At 74.5% G+C, this 24,182-nt stretch carries 19 protein-coding genes and 1 pseudogene; 12 read left to right on the top strand and 8 right to left on the bottom strand.

Annotated features, from left to right (window positions below; all coding sequences use genetic code 11):
• Positions 1 to 24 precede the first annotated feature (24 nt).
• On the bottom strand, positions 25 to 1,497 hold the full coding sequence (locus AAC944_RS21775; protein ID WP_030609986.1) for an NCS2 family permease: 1,473 nt from the start codon (positions 1,495 to 1,497) through the stop codon (positions 25 to 27).
• Between the two features lie 255 nt (positions 1,498 to 1,752).
• On the opposite strand from AAC944_RS21775, the gene AAC944_RS21770 reads away from it, so the two are divergent.
• Positions 1,753 to 2,037, top strand: coding sequence for a DUF2530 domain-containing protein (locus tag AAC944_RS21770; RefSeq protein WP_037771498.1), 285 nt, complete (start codon positions 1,753 to 1,755; stop codon positions 2,035 to 2,037).
• Positions 2,038 to 2,088: 51 nt separating this feature from the next.
• On the opposite strand, the gene AAC944_RS21765 is transcribed toward AAC944_RS21770, so the two are convergent.
• Positions 2,089 to 5,370 carry a sacsin N-terminal ATP-binding-like domain-containing protein gene (locus tag AAC944_RS21765; RefSeq protein ID WP_030609990.1) on the bottom strand — a complete coding sequence of 1,094 codons (3,282 nt, stop codon included), beginning with the start codon at positions 5,368 to 5,370 and terminating at the stop codon, positions 2,089 to 2,091.
• 244 nt (positions 5,371 to 5,614) lie between these two features.
• Complete coding sequence (locus tag AAC944_RS21760; RefSeq protein WP_030610001.1) at positions 5,615 to 6,667, bottom strand: DUF3027 domain-containing protein; 1,053 nt, start codon at positions 6,665 to 6,667, stop codon at positions 5,615 to 5,617.
• A 339-nt stretch (positions 6,668 to 7,006) separates the two neighbouring features.
• On the opposite strand from AAC944_RS21760, the gene AAC944_RS21755 reads away from it, so the two are divergent.
• From AAC944_RS21755 to AAC944_RS21740, 4 genes are all read left to right on the top strand, one after another.
• Positions 7,007 to 8,458 carry an MFS transporter gene (locus tag AAC944_RS21755; RefSeq protein WP_196942839.1) on the top strand — a complete coding sequence of 484 codons (1,452 nt, stop codon included), beginning with the start codon at positions 7,007 to 7,009 and terminating at the stop codon, positions 8,456 to 8,458.
• 95 nt (positions 8,459 to 8,553) lie between these two features.
• Complete coding sequence (locus tag AAC944_RS21750; protein WP_030610005.1) at positions 8,554 to 9,069, top strand: hypothetical protein; 516 nt, start codon at positions 8,554 to 8,556, stop codon at positions 9,067 to 9,069.
• A gap of 29 nt (positions 9,070 to 9,098) precedes the next feature.
• Complete coding sequence (locus tag AAC944_RS21745; protein ID WP_030610007.1) at positions 9,099 to 9,830, top strand: futalosine hydrolase; 732 nt, start codon at positions 9,099 to 9,101, stop codon at positions 9,828 to 9,830.
• Positions 9,827 to 10,678 carry a 1,4-dihydroxy-6-naphtoate synthase gene (locus tag AAC944_RS21740; protein ID WP_030610009.1) on the top strand — a complete coding sequence of 284 codons (852 nt, stop codon included), beginning with the start codon at positions 9,827 to 9,829 and terminating at the stop codon, positions 10,676 to 10,678. The genes AAC944_RS21745 and AAC944_RS21740 overlap by 4 nt, the downstream gene beginning before the upstream one ends.
• A 58-nt stretch (positions 10,679 to 10,736) precedes the next feature.
• Here the strand turns inward: AAC944_RS21740 and AAC944_RS21735 are convergent, their stop codons facing one another.
• Positions 10,737 to 11,120 carry a cold-shock protein gene (locus AAC944_RS21735; RefSeq protein WP_030254499.1) on the bottom strand — a complete coding sequence of 128 codons (384 nt, stop codon included), beginning with the start codon at positions 11,118 to 11,120 and terminating at the stop codon, positions 10,737 to 10,739.
• 181 nt (positions 11,121 to 11,301) lie between these two features.
• Here AAC944_RS21735 and AAC944_RS21730 point away from each other — a divergent pair, with 181 nt between their 5' ends.
• Entirely contained in the window at positions 11,302 to 11,601 is a 300-nt protein-coding gene (locus tag AAC944_RS21730; RefSeq protein WP_037771502.1) for an SUR7/PalI family protein, read from the top strand.
• Here AAC944_RS21730 and AAC944_RS21725 read toward each other — a convergent pair.
• Positions 11,574 to 12,203: an HAD family hydrolase gene (locus tag AAC944_RS21725; protein ID WP_030610012.1), complete on the bottom strand. Its 630-nt coding sequence runs from the start codon at positions 12,201 to 12,203 to the stop codon at positions 11,574 to 11,576. The two genes, AAC944_RS21730 and AAC944_RS21725, sit on opposite strands and share 28 nt — an antisense overlap.
• Positions 12,204 to 12,335: 132 nt before the next feature.
• Between AAC944_RS21725 and AAC944_RS21720 the strand changes: the two genes are divergently transcribed.
• The 4 genes from AAC944_RS21720 (at position 12,336) to AAC944_RS21705 (ending at position 16,387) form a co-directional block, all read left to right on the top strand.
• Positions 12,336 to 13,373, top strand: a complete 1,038-nt coding sequence (locus AAC944_RS21720; protein WP_438272747.1) for a FecCD family ABC transporter permease — start codon at positions 12,336 to 12,338, stop codon at positions 13,371 to 13,373.
• The gene (locus AAC944_RS21715; RefSeq protein ID WP_030610016.1) at positions 13,370 to 14,470 is read left to right on the top strand and encodes a FecCD family ABC transporter permease; all 1,101 of its coding nucleotides are present in this window, start codon (positions 13,370 to 13,372) and stop codon (positions 14,468 to 14,470) included. Before AAC944_RS21720 ends, AAC944_RS21715 begins: the two co-directional genes overlap by 4 nt.
• A complete protein-coding gene (locus AAC944_RS21710; protein WP_030610019.1) occupies positions 14,467 to 15,291 on the top strand; it encodes an ABC transporter ATP-binding protein in 825 nt (274 codons plus the stop codon). The genes AAC944_RS21715 and AAC944_RS21710 overlap by 4 nt, the downstream gene beginning before the upstream one ends.
• 70 nt (positions 15,292 to 15,361) lie before the next feature.
• Complete coding sequence (locus AAC944_RS21705) at positions 15,362 to 16,387, top strand: ABC transporter substrate-binding protein (protein ID WP_030610021.1); 1,026 nt, start codon at positions 15,362 to 15,364, stop codon at positions 16,385 to 16,387.
• Positions 16,388 to 16,484: 97 nt separating this feature from the next.
• Here AAC944_RS21705 and AAC944_RS21700 read toward each other — a convergent pair whose 3' ends face one another.
• Positions 16,485 to 17,582: a hypothetical protein gene (locus AAC944_RS21700; protein WP_030610025.1), complete on the bottom strand. Its 1,098-nt coding sequence runs from the start codon at positions 17,580 to 17,582 to the stop codon at positions 16,485 to 16,487.
• Positions 17,583 to 17,775: 193 nt separating this feature from the next.
• Here AAC944_RS21700 and AAC944_RS21695 point away from each other — a divergent pair, with 193 nt between their 5' ends.
• Positions 17,776 to 20,322 (top strand): helicase-associated domain-containing protein, encoded by a 2,547-nt coding sequence (locus AAC944_RS21695; RefSeq protein ID WP_030610027.1) that lies wholly within the window; start codon positions 17,776 to 17,778, stop codon positions 20,320 to 20,322.
• Positions 20,323 to 20,528: 206 nt separating this feature from the next.
• Positions 20,529 to 22,177 (top strand): annotated as a pseudogene (locus AAC944_RS21690) (DNA repair helicase XPB).
• A 199-nt stretch (positions 22,178 to 22,376) separates the two neighbouring features.
• Here the strand turns inward: AAC944_RS21690 and AAC944_RS21685 are convergent.
• Together AAC944_RS21685 and AAC944_RS21680 are read right to left on the bottom strand one after the other, a co-directional pair.
• Entirely contained in the window at positions 22,377 to 23,729 is a 1,353-nt protein-coding gene (locus tag AAC944_RS21685; protein ID WP_490368268.1) for a glycosyltransferase 87 family protein, read from the bottom strand.
• A 103-nt stretch (positions 23,730 to 23,832) separates the two neighbouring features.
• Entirely contained in the window at positions 23,833 to 24,045 is a 213-nt protein-coding gene (locus AAC944_RS21680; protein ID WP_030610033.1) for a hypothetical protein, read from the bottom strand.
• Between the last annotated feature and the right edge of the window lie 137 nt (positions 24,046 to 24,182).

Here is a 24,182-nt window from a genome sequence, read left to right as displayed (position 1 = left end):
CGGTACGGCCGGGGAAACCGGTGACTACTTCAGGCCGAGCGCCTGCTCGATCGGGTTGAGCAGGAAGTAGACCAGGAAGCAGAGCCCGACGACGTTCAGCAGCCACGGGACCTGCCGGAAGCGGCCGGTCGCGGCGCGCAGCAGGATGAAGGCCAGGACACCGACGCCGATGCCGGTGGTGATGCTGTACGTGAACGGCATCGAGACGATCGTCAGGAACGCCGGGATGCCGACGGTGAAGTCGCTCCAGTCGATCTCGCGGACGTTGGACGCCATGATCAGGAAGCCGACGACGAGCAGGGCGGGCGTGGCGGCCTGCGACGGCACGACCGTGGCGAGCGGGGTGAAGACCAGCGTGAGCAGGAAGAGTCCGCCGGTCACGACGTTCGCCAGGCCCGTACGGGCACCCTCGCCGACGCCCGCGGTGGATTCAACAAAGCACGTGTTGGCCGAGCAGGAACCGAGGCCTCCGCCCGCGACGCCGATGCCGTCCATCATCAGGATCCGGCCCATGCGCGGCAGCTGGCCGTTCTTGTCGGCCAGGCCGGACTCCTCGCCGACGCCGATGATCGTGCCCATCGCGTCGAAGAAGCCGGAGAGCAGCACGGTGAAGACGAAGAGGCAGCCGGTGAGGATGCCGACCTTCTGGAAGCCGCCGAAGAGGCTGATCTGACCGACCAGGCCGAAGTCGGGGGTGCCCACCAGCGCGTCCGGGATCTTCGGCACGGCCAGGCCCCAGGCGCTGTCCGGCAGGTCCGCGACGGTGTTGATGACGATCGCGACGACGGCCATGACGACGATCCCGATGAGGATCGCGCCCTTGACCTTCCGGACGGTCAGCACGAACATCAGCGCCAGGCCGAGCACGAACACCAGCACCGGCCAGCCCTGGAGCTGGCCGCCGGTGCCCAGGGCGAGCGGCACGGTGGTGTGCGCGGAGTCCGGGTTGCGGCTGACGAAGCCCGAGTCGACCAGGCCGACCAGGCTGATGAAGAGGCCGATGCCGATGGCGATGGCCCGGCGCAGCCCGTTGGGGATGGCGTCCATGACGCGCTGCCGCAGGCCCGAGGCGACCAGGATCATCAGCACGATGCCGGCCCAGACGACCATGCCCATCGCGTCCGGCCAGGTCATCTTGGGCGCGAGCTGGAGCGAGACCAGCGCGTTGATGCCCAGTCCGGCGGCGAGCGCGATCGGGACGTTGCCGACGACGCCCATCAGGACGGTGGTCACGCCCGCGACCAGCGCGGTGGCGGTGACCAGCTGGGCGTTGTCCAGGTGGTGCCCGTTCATGTCCTGACCGCCGGCCAGGATGATCGGGTTCAGGATCACGATGTAGGCCATCGCGAAGAAGGTGGCCAGGCCGCCGCGCAGCTCACGGGAGACCGTGGAGCGGCGTGCGGAGATCTGGAAGAACCGGTCGAGACCGTTCTTGGGCTCGGGCGTGGCGCCGGACGGGGAATCGGCGTCGGCCTGGGTGGTGGCCGGGGTGGGCATGGGTGGTGACCTCAGTGGTACGGGCCTGGGGAGGCGCGGGCGGTCCGGGGCCCGGACCACACAACGATCGGATCAGTTTTGTTCTATCAGACGATAGAAACCGGTCAGATCCAGAAAGGTTCAGTATGAATAAACAAATCAATGATCGCTATCTCCGCGCGTAGACCCCTGTGCCGACAGGGCCGGACCAGGTTCGCGGCGCTTCGGCGAGTGCCGGGGACAGCCGGCGGCCCCGCCCGCCGTAAGCTTGGTGGTATGTGGAAGAAGTCCGAACTGCGCGAGGCGCCCGCCCCACTGGAAGGGCCCGTCGTCGCCACCATCACCGGCGGCACCGTCATCTGGTTCGTGCTCTTCCTGGCCCAGCTCCCCTTCTACGGCTGGTTCGACGACCGGGGCACCACCTGGTGGGTCTGGACCTGCCTGGCCGGCGGCGGTCTCGGCCTGCTCGGCGTCTGGTACGTCCGCAAGCGCGACGCCGCGATAAAGCGCGCCGCGGCGGCGAAAAGCGCCGAGGGCCAGGCCGCCGTTCCCGACGCCTGACCCTCGGATGATCCGGGCCCCCGCCCGCCGTCCGGTCCCGGACTCCGTCCGTCAGTCGAACCAGCGGGCCCGCGCCAGTTCCTCCGTACGGGTCGGGTCCTCCAGCAGCGCCGCCACCTCGAAGCGGCGCGGCCACTGACCGGTGGCCCAGGCCAGCCCGGCCGCCACGCCTTCGAACGTGGCCGCGTGCACCGTGCCGTCGGCGGCCCGCCGCCAGTCCAGCCCGGTGTCCCCGGCGTCCGCCGCCACCAGCAGTTCGTCGTGCTCGACGTACGTAGCGGGCGTGTCGGGGCCCAGCAGGGCGCGTACCGCGTCCGGCACCTCGCGCACCGTGCCCTCGCTCCGCACCTCGGCGGTGCACTCCTCGCTCAGCCGGCGTACCTGGAGCAGCTCGGCCAGGGCCGCGGCGCGGGCCGGACCGACCGGCAGCAGCGGCCGGTCACCGGCCAGCGGCAGCAGATCCGGCGCGTCCGCGATCACCGCGTCGGCCGCGTCCACCACCCGTACCGCGTCCCCCACCACGGCCCGCAGCTCGTCCGGCAGCGTCACCTGTTCGGGGTCCAGCCCGGCCAGCGCGCCGTACAGGGCGTGCAGCTGAGCGGGCGTCACCTCGGAGTCCTCGTCGGCCAGCCGGGAGAGCAGTTCGGCGGCGCCGCCCGGCTCGTCCAGCAGCGCCGCCACCGAGGTCCGCACGCCGAGCGCGCGCAGCACCTGCGCGTCCACCTCGCCGGCGTCCGCCGACTCGTACAGGCCCGCCAGCAGCGGATCGCCGCCCGCCGCGCGCAGACCGGCGGGGCGCCGGCCGTCGAGCACGGGGTGGCCGCGCAGCCACCACGCCGTGTACGGGCGCACCGTCTCCGTCGTGCCGTCCGGGAGCAGCACCCGGACCGGCGCGGTGAGCGCGTCCCGCAGCGGCGGCTGCGACAGCATGGCCAGCACCTGCGGCCAGGCGTCGTCGTCGACCAGTTCCAGGTCGCGGACGGCGACGATCTCGGTGGCGACCGGCGGCACGGGAGTCTCCGGCAGGCCGTCGAGGACGTCCTCGCACCAGACGTCGACCGCGTCCAGCAGGCCGACGTCGTCCGGCTCGGCGAAGTCGCCGTCCCGGGGCTCCAGCTCGTCCGGGTCCAGGACCACGTCCTGGGCGCGGACCAGCGCGAAGTCCGCCAGCACGCCCACCGCGGTCAGCGGCTGCTCGCCCCAGCGGGCCGCCAGCTCCTCGTCCACGCAGGCCAGTTCGCCGTCCCGGATGACCCGCTCGAACGCGCTGCCCGGGTAGACCAGCTCCCCCGCCGGGGCCGGCTCGCCGTCCTCGTCGGGCAGCGCGAGCGCGCCCAGCCACGGCTCGTCGCCCGGGGCCAGCCCCGCGTCGCGGACCAGTCCGAGCACGGCCTCGGCCAGCTCCTCGCCGCTCAGGGCGCCGCCGGGGCCGTCCGCCGGCTCCTCCTCGAAGACGTCGTACTCGTCCTCGGCCGCCTCCAGGGAATGCGCGACCGCGGCGCGTACCTGGGGGGTCCGCAGGACGGCGCGCGGCGTGGCGGACACCGCGCCCAGCTTCTCCAGCAGCGGGTGCACCGCGTCCGGGTGCGCGACCTTCAGGCCCAGCCGGGCCAGGGTGCGGTGCCGGGACGCCGCTTCCGTCCCCGTGTCCGGAAGGGGCAGCAGGACCTGGCGGGGGCCGATCGTCGTCCGGACGCCCCCGCCCTCCTGGGACGGGCCGCCCGCGAGCGGTACGGGGAGCCCGCTCAGCCGGTCCGGGTCGGTGCCGGCCAGCGACTCGTACAGCCGCCACCACCAGGACGGCGTGCGCTCCACCCCGGCCAGCCGGTCGATCACCTCGCCCAGCGGCACCCGGGCCACGCCCAGCGCGCGCAGCTCGGGCCGCCGCTCCAGGCCGGCGGGGAGCAGGCTGGGGAAGAGCTCGGCCAGGACGGCGACGGTCCCGGCGCCCGCGCCCTCGACCAGCTCGGCCTCGACGGGGCGCAGCACGTACGGCCCGTCGGTCCCGGTGCCGGCCGGTTCGCCGGCCTCCGGCCAGGTGTCGAGCGCGTGGCCGGCCTCCCGGCGCACCGCGGCGCCCGTCGCGGCGCTGGGCAGGAACGGCACCCGCGGCAGCCGTTCCAGCACCAGCCGCCGCAGCTCGCCGTCCAGGCCGCCCTTGCCGAGCGGCCCCGGCACGAGGCCGATGGTGCCGACGGAGGCCGGCTCCCAGTCCCGCAGCAGCGTGGCGTACGTGTCGGCGGCGCGCTCGGCCAGGAAGTCCGCGAGCGGGCCCGGCGCGACGTGGCGGCGGGTCGGCTCCAGCGGCAGCGAGGCGATGAGCAGCGCGGGCAGCCCCAGCGGTTCGTCCGTGGGGGTCGGCGCGTGCAGCACGGGCGCGGTGGCGGGGCGTACCGGCTCGCCCTCGGCGTCCACCGGGACCGCCCACGTCACCGACCAGGCGGGCCGCAGCCGTTCCTCGACGGGGCGGTCACTCAGCAGTGCGGGGTCCAGCGGACCGCCGTCGGAGGCGACCCGCCACCGGACCGTGCCGCGCACGCTGTCCTCGACGACGACGTACGGGCCGTCGGCGCCGCGGCGCAGCTCGCGCACGCCCTCCGGGGTCTCGATGACCACCTCGGCCAGCCCCGGCAGGGTCAGCAGCAGCGCGTCGTCGGCGGCGGCCAGCAGACGGCGCGTCAGGTCCTCGGCCGCGCCGTCCCGGAGCGGCAGCACCACGGCGGTGTCGTACCCCTCGGGGGCCGTCCCCTCGGCCGGCAGCGGCAGCCGCAGCAGCGGCACATGGCCGTCCCGGCGCCGCAGTTCGTTGCCCAGGCCCGGACTGTGGGCCGCGACGTCCAGCGCCATCGACCGGGCCTCGGCCAGCGACCAGCGCACTCCGCCGGTCCGGCCGACCACCGCCGGCTCGTCGGTCACCGCCAGCACGGCGGCGAAGCCGACGCCGAAGCGGCCGACCGCGCCGGAGGCCGCGTCGCTGTCCCGCTTGGCGGAGGCGCGCAGGGTGGAGAGCGACTCGACGCCCGCCGCGTCCAGCGGCGCGCCCGTGTTGGAGGCCACCAGGACCGCGTGCGCGCCGTCCTCGCCCGGATGCAGCGTCAGGCGCAGCCGGCCGGGCACTCCGGCACGCGCGGCCGCGTCGGCGGCGTTCTGGGCCAGCTCGACCACGAGCCGGTCGCGGTACCCGCCGAGGGCGAGGTCCTCCTCGGCGTTGGCGTCCTCGCGGAAGCGGGCCGGGGAGCCGGCCCAGGCGTCCAGCACACCCCGCCGCAACCGCGCGGCTCCGAAGGGGTCCGCACCATCGACGGGATTCCGGACGGTCGCCCTACGGCTCACGACTGCTCCCTCGCACACAGCTTCCCGCCCCGCGGCGGCTTCACGTGTCATTCTTCCGCCTCGGGTGCCCCGCCGACGGCCGGGGTACGACATGCCGCACCAACGGGGCGCGAACGTGACCCAGGGCCCGGGGCCCCGGTGTGCGGCGGCCGGCAGGTGACCCACGGCACCCCGGAGCGTGTCGCGCGCCGGGGGCCGGTGCGGCCGGCGGCCGGTACTGCTGCGGTTCGGGAGGCCGGCCGGCTCAGCTGTGGCCGAGCTCCTCGGCCGGTTCGCCCTCCGAGACCGAGCCGCCCGTGCGGTCCGGACGGAGCGGCAGCGGCTCGACGACCGTCTCGTCGATGACCGGCGGCGCCGGGCGCGGCGGCTTCGGCATCACGGCGGCCTCGGAGTGGCCACCGCAGCCGTACGCCAGCGAGACGACCCGGCCGTCCGCCGGGGAGAACTCGTTCGCGCAGACGCCGAAGGCCTGCCGGAGCGAGCCGGCGAGCGGTACGAGGAAGCCGCAGCTCATGCAGGCGGCGGGGGCGGCCTGCGCCATCGGGGTCTTGGCGCCGTACGCCTCCTCCCAGCGGTCAGCCGCGGTGTGCAGCCCGTACCGGGAGAGCACCCGGTGCCGGGCCATGCCCAGCTCCTCGGCGACCGCGGCGATGCTGCCGCGGGCCGGGGCCGTGGCCTGGTGTGCGGGAGTCCCGGCGACGACGTCCGCGTCCTCCGCCTCGGCCAGCTCCGCGAGCGGACCCCTGGCGGCCTCGGCGGCCTCCGCGGCGTCCGCGGCTCCGGCCTCCCGCGCGGAAGCGGAACGGGCGGCGCGCGCCGCGTCGGCGCGGTCCGCCGCCGTCGGACCGGTGGCCTCGGCGTCCGGCGAGCCGGGGGCGACGGGCGAGACGACCACGCCGCCGTTGTCGCCGAACGTCTCGTCGGCCATGAACCCCGGCTCCAGCCGCAGGTCCTCCGCCTCCGTCGGCAGCAGGTCGCCCGGGCCCATGTCGCCGGGGCGCAGCCGCTCGCTCCACGGAACCCATTCGGGGGCCAGCAGGGCGTCGGGGCCGGGCAGCAGGACCGACTCGTCGAGCGTGACGACCTTGGCGCGGGAGGCACGGGCGACGGTGACGGCCCAGCGCCAGCCCCGGTAACCCGGCTCCCGGCACTCGAACAGATGGGTGACGACGCGGTCCCCGTCGGCGACTGCGTCGACGTGCTCACCGACCATGCCCGGCAGGGCGGCCTCCTCGGCCGCCGCACGGGCGAGTTCGACGGCCTCGGCGCAGAGGCGGTCGGGCGTACGGCTTCGCATCGCAGCACTCACAAGAATCGATTCTCTCTTCCACGCCGTCTCACGAGCGCGCCGGCCGGAGCCGTCCTGAACCTGTCCGGACGACCGACGGGCCGGGGCGGGCGGAGCGGACCTGGGGACCGCGTCGACGTCCGCGCCCGATCAGCCCTCCAGAAGCAGCGCGCCTATACGAACCATTCTGCGGGATCGCGGCAAGGCGCGCGGCCAAGAGCGACCGCCGGTGGCGCGCTACACACGCTACCCCTTCAATCGTGTACGACCCCCCGGCGGGAGCGGCAAATGTCACCGGCAGCCGCCACGGGCCCGTCCGCCACCCCCTGCCCGCCGGGGCAGGAACCCATGGAAACTCATGGAAACTGGCATCAGCTGGGCGAGTTGGGGCGGCGTTTCGGGCAGTATGACGACGTGGCCGCCGCCAGGGCATCGACCGAAGGCAGCGGCCCGGTCCGTGGCGCGGGCCGGGCCGTGGGCCGCGCGGGCCGGGCCGCGGGGGCCGCGGTACGCCGGCCGTTCACCGCCACCGGGCGCGCCGTCCGCCGGGCGACGCACGCGCACGGCGCGGGCGAGTCGGGCCTCGGCAAGCTGATCGAACTGCACGCGGTGAACTCCGCGGGCGACGTACTGATCACCGTCGCGCTCGCCTCCACCGTCTTCTTCTCCGTCCCCACGGACCAGGCGCGCGGCCGGGTGGCGCTGTATCTCGCGGTCACCATGGCGCCGTTCGCGCTCCTCGCGCCCGTCGTCGGCCCGCTGCTGGACCGGATACCGCACGGCCGGCGCGCCGCGATGGCCGGGGCGATGCTGGCCCGTGCGGTACTGGCGCTCACCATGTCGGGCGCGGTGGCCACCGGCGGGCTGGAGCTGTACCCGGCCGCGCTCGGCGTGCTGGTGTCGTCCAAGGCGTACGGCGTGGTGCGTTCGGCGGTGGTGCCCAGACTGCTGCCGCGCCGCTTCTCCCTCGTGAAGGCGAATTCCAGAGTCACCCTCGCGGGGCTGCTGGCCACCGGCGCGGCGGCCCCGCTGGGTGCCGGGCTGCACCAGCTCGGCCCGGCCTGGCCGCTGTACGGCGCGTGCGCGGTGTTCGCCGCCGGCACGTTCCTGTCCTTCTCACTGCCGCACAAGGTCGACTCGGCGCGCGGCGAGGCGGAGGCCCCGGTGGGGCGGCGCGCGGGCCGCCCCCGGCCCGGACTGCGCACGGTGGGCCGGTCCGTGCTGCGCGGCCTCCAGGCGAACGCCGCGCTGCGCGCGCTCTCCGGCTTCCTCACCTTCTTCCTGGCGTTCCTGCTGCGCGAGCATCCGCTGGGCGGGCTGAGTCCGGCGATGTCGCTGGGGCTGGTGGCGGTGGCGGCGGGCACCGGGAACGCGCTGGGGACGGCGATCGGGGCCTGGCTGCGGGCGCGCGGCCCGGAAGTGATCATCGCGGTGGTGCTGGCGCTGGCCCTCGGCGTCACGGTCGCCGCCGCCCTGCTCCACGCCGTACTGGCGAGCGTGATGGTGACCGCCACGGCCGCGGCCGCCGGGCTGTGCCAGGCGCTGGCGAAGCTGTCACTGGACGCGCTGATCCAGCGGGACGTGCCGGAGTCCTTCCGTACGTCCGCCTTCGCCCGGTCCGAGACGCTGCTCCAGCTGTCGTGGGTGGTGGGCGGGGCGCTGGGCATCGCCCTGCCGCTGCACGGCGTACTGGGCCTCGCGGTGGCCTCCGCCGGCCTCGCCGTGGCGGCCGCCACGACCGTACGGGGGCTGCTCACCGCGGCCCGCCGGCACGGCGCGGCACGCCCCCGCGTGGCGTAACCCGCGCACACGAAGTGGCGTAACCCGCGGCACACGAAGGAGCGCGCACCGTACCCCGGCGTCGTGCGGGCCGGACGGCCAGATAGCCTGCCCGCATGACCGCGTTCTCCTCCTCGCTCCGGGGCAAGGGCCGCCGTGCCGTCGCCGCCGCGGGCGCCGTGTCCCTGGGACTGCTCGTCCTCTCCGCCTGTGACCAGCCCACGCCGCGGGCCACCGTGACCGCCGGCCAGGACAGCGTCACGGCCGAAGCCTCCTGCTACGAGGACGGCAAGACCCTCGGTGACCTCACTTCCAAGAAGAAGGCCGAGCAGGCCAAGTTCGAGAAGTGCATGACCGCGGAGCCGGAGCAGACGCTCACCGTGCACCCCGGTGACAAGGTGCGCCTCGGCGTCGAGCCGGACATGGCCGAGCAGGGCTGGATCGCGATGTCCAACGGCATGCCGATGACCAGCCTGAGCAAGCAGACGTACACCTCGCTGGAGAGCGACCGCGTCTTCTACAGCCAGCAGACCCAGCAGATGTCGGACTCCGCGACGATCTCGATCATGACGTCCAAGGGCGGCAAGTACACCGGCGTCTGGAACATCAAGCTCAAGCGCGCCGACTCCTGAGCGCCGCCGCTGAACCGCCCGGTCACCTGATGCACATCCTGGTCGTCACCGCCGTCCCCGCCGAACGCGACGCGGTCACCGCCGCGGCGGCGGGACGGCCCGAGCGCATCCCCGTACCGGGCGGCTTCGCGCTGCACCGCACTGTGCGGCCCGAATCCCCCGAGGGCCCGTACGCCCTCGACGCCCTCGCCGCCGGCGTGGGCCCGGCCGCCGCCGCGGCCGGCACCGCCACGGCCCTCACGGCCGCCGCGCTGTCCCCCGCGACCTCGTACGACCTCGTCGTCTCGGCCGGCATCGGCGGCGGCTTCGCGCCCGGCGCGCCCGTCGGCTCGCTGGTCGTCGCCGAGGAGATCGCCGCCGCCGATCTCGGCGCCGAGACCCCCGACGGCTTCCTGCCGGTCACCGCGCTCGGCTTCGGCACGGACGCGCACCGCCCGCCCGAGGACCTGGTCGCGGCCGTCGCCGCGGCCACCGGCGCGCTGCCCGGCACCGTCCTCACCGGCTCCACCGTCACCGGCAGCGCGGCCCGCGCGAAGGAGCTGCTGGCCCGCCACCCGCGTGCGCTCGCCGAGGCGATGGAGGGCTTCGGCGTCGCCGAGGCCGCCGCCGCGCACGGCCTGCCCGTGCTGGAACTCCGTACGATCTCCAACCCCGTCGGCCCGCGGGACCGCGCCGCCTGGCGGATCGGGGAGGCGCTCGCCGCCCTCACCGCCGCCTTCGCCGATCTGCCGCGAGCCCTGTCCGCAAGGAGCACGCCATGAGCCAGGCGCTCAAGATCGCGTTTTCGCCCTGCCCGAACGACACGTTCGTCTTCCACGCCTGGGCGCACGGCAAGGTCCCCGGCGCCGCGGCGCCGGAGGTCACCTTCGCGGACATCGACCTCACCAACGGCATGGCCGAGCGCGGCGAGCTGGACGTGCTGAAGGTGTCCTACGCCGAACTGCCCTGGGTACTGGACGAGTACGCGCTGCTGCCCTGCGGCGGCGCGCTCGGCCGCGGCTGCGGCCCGCTGGTGCTGACCAAGGACGCGGCCACGCCGGCGGACCTCAAGGGCCGTACGGTCGCCGTGCCCAGCGAGCGGTCCACGGCGTACCTGCTGTTCCGGCTGTGGGCGGCGGACCAGGTGCCCGGCGGCGTGGGTGAGGTCCGGGTCATGCCGTTCGACGAGATCATGCCCGCGGTGCGGGACGGGCTCGTCGACGCGGGGCTGGTCATCCACGAGGCCCGCTTCACGTACCAGAACTTCGGCCTGACCTGCCTCGCCGACATGGGCGAGCACTGGGAGACCACGACCGGGCTGCCGATCCCGCTCGGCGCGATCATCGCCAAGCGCTCGCTGGGCGAGGAGACGCTGCGCGAGCTGGCCCGGACGATCACCACGTCCGTACGCATGGCGTGGGAGGACCCCGAGGCCTCCCGCGCCTGGGTCCTGGAGCACGCGCAGGAGATGGACCCGGCCGTCGCCGACCAGCACATCGGGCTGTACGTGAACGAGTTCAGCGCGGACCTGGGCGAGGACGGCTACGCGGCGGTGCGCGGGCTGCTCACCCGGGCCGCGGCCGAGGGACTCGTACCGCCCCTCGGCCCGGATGCGCTGAAGTTCGTATGACGTCCGCACCCCCGCGGGAATCCCGCGGGGGTGTCCCGGGCCGGCCGGTGCGCCCTCCTCAGACGTCCAGCTGGTCCGCGACCGCGCGCAGCATGCCCGCGATCTTGCCGCCGTGTGCCTTGTCGGGGTAGCGGCCGCGCTCCAGCTGCTGCGCGACGCCTTCCAGGAGCGTGGTGAGGTCCTGCACGATCGACGCCAGCTCGTCGGGCTTGCGCCGCTGGGCCGCCGCGACGGAGGGCGCGGGGTCGAGGAGGGTCACCGAAAGTGCCTGGTCACCGCGCTGGCCTGCCACCACGCCGAATTCGACGCGCTGGCCCGGCTTGAGTGCGTCCACGCCGGCGGGCAGCACCGAAGAGTGCACGAAGACGTCACCGCCGTCGTCGCGGGAGAGAAAGCCGAAGCCCTTCTCGCTGTTGAACCACTTGACCTTGCCGGTAGGCACGTCTGTCCTCGTCCTCGTACTCGTCGGGAAAAATGGGATAGCTGCGCACACAACAGCTCTGGAATAGCAGTGCAGCGGGTCTCGGACCCGCCGCTACCCAAGGCTAATGGTCCGGGGCCTGGTGACAAGACGTCGCCGGGTGGTTCCTCAGCGCTTCCGGGCGGGGACTTACCCTGGTCGTGTGTCTGACAACCCTCCCGTCCGGGGTGCGACCCCGGAGACCGCCGAAGGTCCGCGCGCCGGGGACGCCCTCGTCCGGATCGGCGCGATCGTGTTCCTTATTGGCGCCTTCGCCACGCTCGCGACGATGATGCCCCTTTTCCTCGGCTCCGACCCTTTGCCGTGGGTCTTCTACTGGGTCTGCATGCTCATGGGCGCGGGCTTCCTGATCGCCGCCGCCGGAGTACTGCGCTCCGTCGCGGCCCAGCGCCGTCAGGCGCGCGAGGCGCCGGCTCAGCCGCGCGAGGCGTCCGCGAGGTAGCCCTCCAGCCAGGCCGGGAAGGCGCTCAGGCCGGGCAGGACGACGTCCGCGCCGGCCTCCCGCAGCTCCTCCTCGGAGCACGGCCCGGTGGCCACCGCGACCGACAGGGCGCCCGCAGCGCGGGCGCCGCGCACGTCCCCGGTGTGGTCGCCGACGTAGACGCTCGCGCCGTACTCGCGCAGCGCCTCGGCCTTGCCCTCGGCCCACAGCGAGCCGACGACCGCGTCCGCGTTGATGTCCAGGTGCTTGAGATGCAGCTTGGCGTTGGGCTCGTACTTCGCGGTGACCACAATGGCGCGCCCGCCCAGGCGCTGCACTCCCTCGATCGCCTCGCGGGCGCCCTCCATGGCGAGCGTGCCGGTGATGGCGTGCTCGGGGTAGAGCGCGCGGTAACGGTCGGCGATCTCGGCGACCCGCTCCTCGGGGAACCAGTTGCGGATCTCCTGCTCCAGCGGCGGCCCGAGCCGGGTGGTCACGAGGTCGGTGTCGATGTACGTACCGGTGGCCGCGGAGAGCGCGGCATAGGCGTCCTTGATGCCCGGCCGGGAGTCGATCAGGGTCATGTCGAGGTCGAAGCCGACCGTCAAGGTATGCGTGGCCATGGCACCCATTGTGCCTCTGGCCCTCAAGCCCACGATCCGTACACTTAGCGTAGCCTTACCTTCATCCTCTGCAGCGGACGCCGCTCCTCCGGTACGTGTGCCTGCACCATCTGAACACTGCGCTCCCGCGAAATGGAACCGATGTCAGTCGCCCTGGCCGGCAGCCCCAGAACCTCTCTGGCGCGGCGCCGCATCTGCTGGACTGCCGCAGCGGCACTCGCGCTGCTGCTCGCGATGCTCCTCTCGCTCGCGGTGGGCAGCCGCGCCATCGCGCCCGGCGAGGTCCTCGACGCGCTCTTCCACGGCGGCAACAGCGAGGCGGCCCAGATCGTGCTGCTCCTGCGGCTGCCGCGCACCCTCGTCGGGCTGCTGGTCGGCGCCGCGCTCGCACTGGCCGGCACGGCGATGCAGGGCATCACCCGCAATCCGATCGCCGACCCCGGGGTCCTCGGCATCAGCCAGGGCGCCTCGGCCGCCGTCGTCCTGGCCATCGCCTTCGCGGGCGTCCACACGCTCTCCGGCTACGTCGGCGCCGCCTTCGCCGGTGCCGCGCTCGCGGCCGTCCTCGTGTACGCCGTCGCCGCGCGCGGCCGCGGCGGGGCCACCCCCGTCAAGCTCGCGCTGGCCGGCGCCGCGATCAACGCGCTGCTGGTCGCGGTGACCATGGCGGTACTGACGACCCGGGCGGCCGCGCTGGACGAGTTCCGGTTCTGGCAGGTCGGCTCACTGACCGGCCGGGACGCCGCGGTGGCCGCGCAGATCTGGCCGTTCCTGCTGGTGGGCGCGGTGCTGGTACTGGCCGTCGCCCGCGGTCTGGACGCCCTGGCACTCGGCGAGGACGTCGCCAAGGGGCTGGGCCAGAAAGTCGCCACCGTACGCATCGTGGGCGGACTCGGCGCCGCCGTGCTGACCGGCGCGGGTGTCGCGGCGGCAGGCCCGGTCGCCTTCGTCGGCCTCGCCGTGCCGCACCTGGCCCGCGCCCTCGTGGGCAGCGACCACCGCTGGGTGCTGCCGACGGCCGCGCTGCTCGGCCCGGTGATGGTGCTGGTCGCCGACACCGTGGGCCGCCTCCCCTTCCCGCCCTCCGAAGTGCCCGCCGGGGTGATGACCGCCCTGATCGGCGTCCCGTTCCTGGTCGCACTGGTCCGCCGGAAGGCGGTGGCCGCATGACCCCGGCCCCGGCGTCCGCCGCCCCGGCTCCGATACGTCCGGTCCGTCCCGCCGGGTACGCGCTGCTGCGCGCCGGCCGCGCCGCCTTCCTGGTCCACCGCAGGGCCGCGCTCGTCGCCACCGTGCTCACCGCCGTACTGGCCGCCGCCTGCGTCGCCTACCTCTCCCTCGGCGAGCGCGCCGTCGCGCCCGGCGAGGTGGTCAGGGTCGTACTGGGACAGCCCTCGCCGGACGAGCTGGTGGTCGGCACGCTGCGGCTGCCCCGGATGTGCGTCGGACTGCTGGCCGGAGCCGCCTTCGGCGTGGCCGGCGCGCTCATCCAGACCCTCGCCCGCAACCCGCTCGCCAGCCCCGACATCATCGGCATCACCCAGGGCGCGAGCGCGCTGACCGTCGGCGCGATGACCTTCGGGATCAGCTCGTACGCCGTACTGCCGTACCTGTCCGTCGCGGGCGGACTGCTCGCCGCGGCGCTGGTCTACGTCTTCGCCTGGCGCGGCGGACTGCACGCCACCCGCTTCGTCCTCATCGGCATCGGCTTCGCCGTCGCGCTGCGCTCGGTCACCCAGCTGTTCCTGACCAAGGGCGACTACCTCGTGGCGCAGAAGGCCCAGGTCTGGATGGTCGGCTCGCTCAACGGCCGGGGCTGGGCCGAGGCCGTGCCGCTCGCCTGGGCACTGCTCGTCCTGGTCCCCTTCGTCCTGTGGGCGGCCCGCGCGCAGCGCACCGTCTCGATGGACGACGACACCGCGACCGCGCTCGGCGTCCGGCTGGGCCGCACCCGGCTGGGCCTCGCGACCCTCGGCGTCCTGCTGGCCGCGCTCGCCACCGGCGCGGCCGGTCCGGTCGACTTCGTGGCGCTGCTGGCGCCGCAGATCGCCCGCCGGCTGACCCGTACCGCGCAGATACCGCTGCTCTGCTCGGCGCTGCTGGGCGCCTGCGTCGTGGTCATCGGCGACCTGCCGGCCCGCATGCTGTTCGCGCCGACCGAGCTGCCGGTCGGCGTGCTGACCGCGGCCATCGGCGCCCCGTACCTGATCCGTCTGCTCGTGAGAGGGCACAGCGTCCGGCGCCGTGCCGCGGGAGGAAGAGCGTGACCACCACCGGCGACCGCACCGCGAGCAGGCTCACCGCACGCGGACTGACCCTCGCCTACGAGGACCGCACCGTCGTCGACGGCCTGCACCTGGACGTCCCGCACGGTGCCGTCACCATCATCGTCGGCCCGAACGCCTGCGGCAAGTCCACGCTGCTGCGGGCGCTGGGGCGGCTGCTGAAGCCGCGCGCGGGCGCGGTACTGCTCGACGGGACGGACCTCGCGCGCATCCCCACCAAGAAGATCGCCCAGTCCGTCGGCCTGCTGCCGCAGACGCCGGTCGCGCCCGAGGCGATCACCGTCGCCGACCTGGTCGCGCGCGGCCGCCAGCCGCACCAGCACTGGTGGCAGCAGTGGTCGGAGGCCGACGAGCGGGCGGTCACCGAGGCGATGGCCCGTACCGACGTCGCCGACCTCGCCGACCGGCCCGTCGACGAGCTCTCCGGCGGCCAGCGGCAGCGCGTCTGGATCGCGATGGCGCTCGCCCAGGAGACCGACCTGCTCCTCCTCGACGAGCCCACCACCTACCTGGACATCTCCCACCAGGTCGAGGTGCTGGACCTGGTACGCCAGCTGAACCACGAGCGCGGCCGCACCGTCGTCGCCGTCCTGCACGACCTCAACCAGGCCGCGCGCTACGCCGACCACCTGGTGGCGATGAAGGCCGGGCGGATCATCGCCCAGGGCCCGCCCGCCGAGACCGTCACCGCCGACCTGGTACGCGATGTCTTCGGCCTCGACTCGGTCGTCGTCCCCGACCCCGTGACCGGCTCCCCGCTGGTCGTACCCGGCCGCCCCTGGCAGTCCCCCGCCGGCGGCTGACCGTCCCCGCTCCGGGCCGTCCCCTCCGCCTCGGAGCCTCCTCTCCGCTCACCCTCCGAAAGGCCCGCTCATGGTCCCCTTCACCCGCACCCTCCGTGCCGCCACCGCGCTGGCGGCTGCCGCCGTCACGCTGACCGCGTGCGGCGCCATCGGCGCCACCGGCGGCAAGAACGGCTCCGGCGGCTCCTTCAAGGCCGCCGACTGCCCCGCCCAGCCGAAGACGACCTGGGCGAAGCCGGCCACCGGCGCGCACACCGTGCCGACCGCCATGGGCGACGTGCAGGTCCCCGCCGCCCCGAAGCGCGTCGTCGTCCTGGACACCGCCGAGCTGGACTCGGCCCTCACCCTCGGCGTGCAGCCGGTCGGCGCCACCCACGCCGACGTGGCCTCCGGCTTCCTGGCGTACCTGCCGAAGGACAAGGTCGCCGGGATCAAGGACGTGGGCACCATCGGCGCGCCCGACATGGAGGCGGTCGCGGCCCTGAAGCCGGACCTCATCCTCACCAGCAAGGTCCGCGACGGCCAGCGCTACGAACAGCTCAAGAAGATCGCCCCCACGGTGATGACCGAGACCACCGGCTACCCGTGGAAGCAGAACTTCGCCACGCACGCCGACGCGCTCGGCAAGGTCGAGGAGGGCAAGAAGGTGGCTGCCGCGTACGAGAAGCACGCGGCGGAGGTCACCGAAGCGCTCGGCGGCGCCGACGCGGCGGCGAAGAGGACCACCAACGTCGTCCGCTTCGTCGAGGGCGCCGACACCCGCGTCTACGGCTGCCAGAGCTACATCGGCACCCTCCTGGACGACATCGGCACCGCCCCCACCGACGTGGTCAAGGACGCCAAGGACGGCCTGATGACCGAGGTCGGCCCCGAGCAGATCACCCGCGCCGACGCCGACACGGTCTTCTACTCGGCGTACGGCAGCCCCGAGAAGTCCCAGGAGAGCCAGGTCACCGGCGGGGCGCTGTGGAAGAACATGAAGGCCGTCAAGAACGGCAAGGCCTTCCGCGTCTCCGACCAGCTCTGGATCCAGGGCATCGGCTACACCGCCGCCGACAGGATCCTCGACGAGCTGGAGAAGGACCTCACGAAGTGACGACCGGTCGGCGTGACGACCGGTCGGCGTGACGACCGGTCGGCGTGACGACCGGTGCCGTACCCGGGGGCCGGTCCCGGCGGCCCGTCACCGCGGCTCACTGCGGCCGTCGCCGCATCCGCCACAGGAGGAACAGAGCGGAGGCGACGGCCGCGACGCGGACGACGACCGGGAAGGCATCGGTCAGCACCGGGCCGAGGCGGTCCTGGCCGAGGGGGTCGCCCCACTTGCCGGCGAACCGGCCCCACAGCCAGACCAGCACCCCGGCGCACACCAGCCCCGGCACGCCCAGCGCCGCGAACTTCGCCTCGGGCCGCGACAGCTTGCGCGAGGAGTACGCCACGATCCAGCCGAGCGCGGCGGCGAGCCAGCTGCCGACCGCGGCGCCCGCGGCGAGCAGCACCACCGCGAGCAGCAGCACCGGGCTCGGCTTCGGCCGCGGCGCCGCCGCCACCGCCTCGCCGGCCCCCTCGGCCGCGGGCGCGGCGGCCGGCGCAGCAGGAGGCGCGGCGGACGCCCAGCGCCGCCAGGGCAGCACCTTGCCCGAGGCCTTCTTCAGCACGCCGGGCAGCCCGCGCCGACCGGATTCCGCGGCCTCCGTGCCGACCGCCGCCGGCTCCTCCGCCTCCTCCTCGTCGGTCTTCGGCGGCCGGCGTATCTCCTCGATCTCGATGCCGCCGACGAACCCCGGCACCGTCTCCCCGGGCCCGAACGGCGTGGTCTCCGTGGGGCCGTACGGCTCGGCCGCCACCCGCCACCAGTCCGGCTCCTCCTCGGCCGTCGCGTCCCGGTCGCCGAGCTGGTCCAGGCTCGCGAGATGCGGCGGCGGGGCGCCCTGCTGAGGGACCGCGGGCCGCGCGCCGCTGCGGGGCGCCGGCACCGTGCCGCCCTGCTTCGGCTGCCGCTTGAGCAGCGAGGGCAGCCCGCCCGGCCGACGCTCCGCCGCGCCGCCGGCCGGCTCCTCGGGCACCGGCTCCTCGCCGCCGGCCGCCGCCGCGACCACCTTCTCCGGCGTGCCGAGCTTCGCGAGGAGGCGCTTGACGTCGCCGCCGCCGGCGGCCCGCCCGGCGTCTATCCGCGTCCGCAGCCGCGCGACGAGCTCCATGCGCTGCCTGGCCGTCAGCCCCCGCCCCTGCGCCAGGTCGCCGACCCGGCTCAGGTAGTCGAAGACCTGCTGATCACTCTCGATCCCCACCGAAAACACCTCTGCGCCAGGCCGATTCCCACCGCTCCGACGGTACCCCTCCGGCCGCCCCGTGCAGCGTTTTTCCACAGGGCTCCGGCAACGGTTGTCCACAGGGCGCCGGCACCGGCTGTCCACAGCGGCGGACACCGGCTCCCCACCGCAACCATCGGATCATCCGCCACCAGGCGGTAACGTGGGGCGAATGAGCGGCAGCAATCCGTCCCCCCGCACGCTGGCCGAGGAGTTGCGCAACCGGCCGGACGACGACCTGTCCGCTCTGCTGCGCGCCCGCCCCGACCTGCTCAACCCGGTCCCCGGTGACCTCACCCAGCTGGCCACCCGGGCCGGCACCCGCGCCTCCGTGGTCCGCGCCGTGGAACGGCTGGACAGCTTCGCGCTCCAGACGGCCGAGGCGCTCGCCGTCGCCCCCGACCCCTGCCCGTACGCCACGCTCGCCGGGCTGATGACGGGCGACGAGGACGCTCCCGACACCGACCCCGGGCTGCGGAAGGCCGTCGCCGACCGCCTCCCCGAGGCGCTGGCCACCCTCCGCGCCCAGGCCCTGGTCTGGGGCCCGGACGACCGCCTCCGGCTCGTCCGTACCGCACGCGAACTGCTCACCCCCAGCGCCACCCACCCCTCCCCCACCGGCCTCGGCCCCACCGTCGCCGAGGCGACCGCCGGCATGTCCCCCGGCCGCCTCCAGGAGATCCTGGCCACCGCCGGACTGCCCACCACCCCCGACCCGGTGACCGCCGTCGCCGCGCTGACCTCGCTCTTCGAGGACCGCGCCGCCATGTCGGCGCTGCTGGACGACGCGCCCGCCGAGTCGCTCGCCGTCCTGGACCGGCTGGTCTGGGGCCCGCCGTACGGCGCGGTGACCGCGCACCCCGCGCCGCACCTCCGCTGGCTGCTGGACCGCGGCGTCCTGCTCCCGGTCGGGGCGCGCAACGTCGTGCTCCCCCGCGAGGCCGCCCTGCATCTGCGCGCCGGGCGCGCGCACCGGGCACCGGAGCCGCAGCCGCCCGCCCTCGCGCCGGCCACCGCACGCGACCCGGACATGGTGGACCGTACGGCGGCCGGCCAGGCGTTCACCGCGCTCGCCACGGTCGAGGAGCTGCTCAAGGAGTGGGACCTCGGCGGCCCGGCCGTACTGCGCGCCGGCGGCCTGAGCGTCCGCGACCTCAAGCGGACCGCGACCGCGCTGGACACCGGCGTGCACACCGCCGCTTTCTGGCTGGAACTGGCGTACGCGGCCGGGCTGGTGGCCTCGGACGGCGAGGCCGACGAGCGGTACGCGCCCACCCCCGCCGCCGAGGACTGGCGGCAGCTGCCCGCCGAGGAACGCTGGGTCCGGCTGGCCACCGCCTGGCTCGCCGCGACCCGCACGGCAGGACTGGTCGGCACCGCCGACGCCAAGGGCCGCACCCTCGCCGCGCTCGGCCCGCACCTGGACCGCTCCCCGGCCCCGGACGTACGCCGCCGCGTCCTCACCCTGCTCGGCAGCGTCCCGCCGGGCACCGCCGTCCCGCAGGACGCCGTCCTGGCCCGGCTGCGCTGGGAACGGCCGCTCCGCGGCGCGGCGCAGGCAGCCCCCGGCACCGCCGAGGACAACGGCCACGCCGCCGATCGGAACGCCGCCCAGAACGCGGCGCACGCCGCCCCCCAGGACCTCCGCTCCCGCATCGCCCTGTGGTCCCTCCACGAGGCCGAACTCCTGGGCCTCACCGGCCGCGGCGCCCTGGCGGGCCACACCCGCGCCCTCCTGGAGACGGCACCGGACGCCGACCCCGCGCAGGCCGGCCGGGCCGCCGCCGCTGCCCTCGCCCCGCTGCTGCCCACCCCCCTGGACCACGTCCTCCTCCAGGCCGACCTGACCGCCGTCGCGCCGGGCCCCCTGGAGCGCCCGCTCGCCGACGCGCTCGACGTCCTGGCCGAGGTGGAGTCCAAGGGCGGCGCGACGGTCTACCGCTTCACGCCCGGCTCCGTACGCCGCGCCCTGGACGCCGGCCGGTCCGCCGCCGACATCCAGGCCTTCCTCGCGGCCCACTCCCGTACGCCGGTGCCGCAGCCGCTGGCGTACCTGATCGACGACGTGGCACGCAGACACGGACAGCTGCGGGTCGGCGCCGCCTCCGCCTACGTGCGCTGCGACGACGACGCGCTGCTGAACGAGATCCTGGCCGACCGGCGCGCCGACGGGCTCCGGCTGCGCCGCCTCGCGCCGACCGTGCTGGCCGCGCAGGCCGCGCCGGACGCGCTCCTCGAAGGGCTGCGCGCGATGGGGTACGCGCCGGCCGCCGAGTCCGCCGAGGGCGATGTGGTGATCGCCCGCGCCGACGCCTACCGCACCCCGCCACGCGCCGCCCCGGCCCCGGTCCCCGACGGCCCGCCGCCCCCGGACAGCACGCTGCTGGAGGCCGCCGTACGGGCCATCCGCGCGGGCGACCTCGCGGCCACCGCCGAGCGGAAGCCGGGCCCGGCCGCCGCGGCGCCCGCACCGGGCCGGCTGCCGCGCACGACATCGGCCGAGACGCTGGCCACGGTGCAGGCGGCGGCGCTGACCAGTTCGGCCCTGTGGATCGGCTACGTCAACGCCGACGGCGCCGCGAGTCAGCGCGTCATCGCGCCGGTCCGGGTCGAGGGAGGCTTCGTGACCGCGTACGACCACACCGCCGACGAGGTCCGCACGTACGCGCTGCACCGCATCACGGGCGTCGCCGAACTCGCCGACGACGCGGCTTCCTGAGACCGGCGTCCTCGGATCGCGACGGCATCCTGCGATCGGCGTCCTCGGACCGCGCCGGAGCGCGCCACCGGCGGTGCGCGTCCGGGCCGCGCTCCGGGCCCGCCCCTGCCACCGCGCCGATGCGGCACACTGGACGTTTGGCCGTACGGACGGCCGGGCCGTACGGCGACGGCGGCCGGGCGCAGGCGAAGCGAAAGGCGAGGCGCGTGAACGGACCCCTCATCGTCCAGAGCGACAAGACGCTGCTGCTGGAGGTGGACCACGAGCAGGCGGACGCCTGCCGGCAGGCCATCGCCCCCTTCGCGGAGCTGGAGCGCGCCCCGGAGCACATCCACACCTACCGGGTGACGCCGCTCGGCCTGTGGAACGCGCGGGCCGCCGGCCACGACGCGGAGCAGGTCGTGGACGCGCTGGTGGCGTACTCCCGCTACCCGGTCCCGCACGCGCTGCTCGTCGACATCGCCGAGACGATGTCCCGGTACGGCCGCCTCACGCTCAGCAAGCACCCGGCGCACGGCCTCGTCCTCACCACCACCGACCGCCCGGTGCTGGAGGAGATCCTGCGGTCGAAGAAGGTGCAGCCGCTGGTCGGCGCCCGGATCGACCCGGACACCGTCGTGGTGCACCCCTCCGAGCGCGGGCAGATCAAGCAGACGCTGCTGAAGCTGGGCTGGCCGGCCGAGGACCTGGCCGGTTACGTGGACGGCGAGGCGCATCCGATCGAGCTGGACCAGGACGGCTGGTCGCTGCGGCCGTACCAGCAGCAGGCGGTGGAGAACTTCTGGCACGGCGGCTCGGGCGTCGTCGTGCTGCCCTGTGGCGCCGGAAAGACGCTGGTCGGAGCCGGTGCGATGGCCGAGGCCAAGGCCACCACGCTGATCCTGGTGACGAACACGGTGTCCGCGCGCCAGTGGAAGCACGAGCTGGTGAAGCGCACGTCGCTGACCGAGGACGAGATCGGCGAGTACAGCGGTACGAAGAAGGAGATCCGGCCGGTCACCATCGCGACGTACCAGGTGCTGACGACCAAGCGGAAGGGCGTCTACCCGCATCTGGAGCTGTTCGACTCCCGCGACTGGGGCCTGGTGGTCTACGACGAGGTGCACCTGCTGCCCGCGCCGGTCTTCAAGTTCACCGCCGACCTCCAGGCCCGGCGCCGGCTCGGCCTGACCGCGACGCTGGTCCGGGAGGACGGCCGGGAGTCCGACGTGTTCTCGCTCATCGGCCCGAAGCGGTTCGACGCGCCGTGGAAGGAGATCGAGGCGCAGGGCTACATCGCGCCTGCCGACTGCGTCGAGGTCCGCGTCAACCTGACGGATTCCGAGCGGCTGGCGTACGCCACGGCGGAGAGCGACGAGAAGTACCGCTTCTGCGCGACCACCGCGTCCAAGCAGCAGGTGACCGAGGCGCTGGTGCGCCGGCACGCGGGCGAGCAGACGCTGGTGATCGGGCAGTACATCGACCAGCTGGACGAGCTCGGCGAGCATCTGGACGCGCCCGTCATCAAGGGCGACACCAGCAACGCGCAGCGCGAGAAGCTCTTCAACGCGTTCCGCGAGGGCGAGCTGTCCGTGCTGGTCGTCTCCAAGGTCGCGAACTTCTCGATCGACCTGCCGGAGGCGACGGTCGCGATCCAGGTGTCCGGCACCTTCGGGTCGCGCCAGGAGGAGGCGCAGCGCCTCGGCCGGGTGCTCCGCCCGAAGGCGGACGGCCACGAGGCGCGCTTCTACTCGGTCGTCGCCCGCGACACCATCGACCAGGACTTCGCGGCCCACCGCCAGCGCTTCCTGGCCGAGCAGGGCACGCGTACCGCATCGTGGACGCGCATGAACTGCTGGCGGACGAGGGGGCGTGAGGGCGGGACGGACGGGACCGGGGGCCCGGGGGGGCGGGCGCGTTGCCGGAGGCGGCCGCATTGCCGGGGGCGGCCGCGTTGTCAGTGCCCCTCGGTACTGTGTTGAGAAGGGGACCTGTTGCACCCCCATGGGGGAAATCCGGGGCGGAACGGTACGCCTAGGGCGCACCCAGACGCACCCAGACGCACCCAGGCGCACCTAGCGCGGTGACCGGGGCGCAGGTACGGCCTCCCGGCCCGCCGCGGCGGGCCGGACCAGCGCCCCCGCCGCCACCCCCGTCAGCACGCCTCCGCGCCAGAACACCGCGGCGAGCAGTACGGCCGTGCCGAGCAGCGGGTACGGGGCGGCCAGCGGCTGCTGCCACCACGGGAGCGCGAGGTCCAGGTCGCCCTTGTGCGGCGTCAGCCACATCGTGCGGGCGGTGAACAGCACGGCCAGCGCCCACCAGGCCGTACGCCGCCACGCGTCGCCTCGTACGTGCGTGGCGAGCACCGCCAGCAGCGGCACGCACCACACCCAGTGGTGGGACCAGCTGATCGGCGAGACGAGCAGCGCCGTGAGCGCCGTGCACAGCACGCCCCACGCCTCCCGGCCCGCGACCAGCCCCGTCCGGCGGGCCGCCGCCATCCCCACCACGGCCGTGAGCCCGGCGGCGGCCGCCCAGACGAGGCCGGGGTGCGTGGTGTGCAGCAGGCGCGCGACGAGGCCCTGGAGCGACTGGTTGTCGACGATCCAGGCCTCGCCGACCCGCCCGGTCTCGTAGAGCCGCTGGGTCCAGAACTCCACGCTGGCGCCGGGCATCGCGACGACGCCGAGCAGGACCGTGCCGGCGAAGCCGGCGAGCGAGACCAGCGCTGCCCGTACCCGCCCGGTGAGCAGCAGGTACACCGCGAAGAGCGCGGGGGTGAGCTTGATGCCGGCCGCGATGCCGATGGCAAGGCCCTTGCCGCGTGCGCCGTCGGGACGGGTGAGGTCCCACAGGACGAGGCAGGTCAGCGCGAGGTTGATCTGCCCGAAGACGAGCGTCTGGTACACCGGCTCCAGCCAGACGGCGAGCGCGGTGGCGGCGAGCAGCGACGGGACGCGGTGCGTGGTGTGCAGCCCGGCGAGGCGCGCGGAGAGGTGGATCAGCAGGGCGAGCAGCGCGACGTTGCCCAGTACCGAGGCGACCTGGAGGGCGCCGGGCGGGAACCACGCCAGCGGTACGAACAGCAGGGCGGCGAAGGGCGGGTAGGTGGCGGGGAGGTGCCACTTCGTGACCCGGAAGCCGTAGAGGTCGCCGCCGGTGAGGACGGAGTCGCCCATCGCCCGGTAGACGAGGATGTCGGAGTTGGGCATCGGCACTATCAAGTGCACCGCGCCGAGCGCTGCCAGGGATGCCGCGAGGAGGACCGCTGCGGGGAGCGTGTGGCGCGGGAGGGTGCGGCGCGTTCGAGGGGACCGGGTGGAGACCGTACGGCCCGCCGGGGGGTCCGGCGTTTCCCGGGTGGTGCGTGGCCTGCCCACGAGGGGCGTTGTCCGCTGGATCGGCTTCCCGTCGGCGGCAGACACGCGGGTGACCCCTCCTTGTCGCCATATGCTGATTGCGCACTGTTTACAGCGACGTTAATCGATCACACACGAACTTTCGTGACGCTTTCCAGACGTCCGGATGTCATTCCTCGGGCCGGGAGGTGCCGGGGGACCGGTCGTCGGCGTACTCCCCCAGTACGGCGACGCTGAAGGCGGTACCCGCGAACACCTTCACGGCACGCAGGGCGCTGCCCACGGGGTGCCGGTGCTCCGTGTCACGGACGGCGGCACTGGCGCCGTGTCTGGCACGGCCGGCCGCCTTGGGATCGGGTGGCGGATTCAGGTGACTGTTCATGTCTCCATGATGGGATTCACCCGGACGCCGCACATCCGACCATCGGCCGATTCGCGTGTCGCCCGGTGTACGGCTCCGGAAGCACCGCGTCGCGGCCCACCCCTAGGGGCCGCGTGGCCCCGTTAATTCGGTCGCGC

It is taken from the genome of Streptomyces sclerotialus, assembly GCF_040907265.1.
GTDB lineage: Bacteria > Actinomycetota > Actinomycetes > Streptomycetales > Streptomycetaceae > Streptomyces > Streptomyces sclerotialus.
Note: the sequence above shows the minus strand (reverse complement) of the source record. Positions and strands in the feature narration are given on the sequence as shown.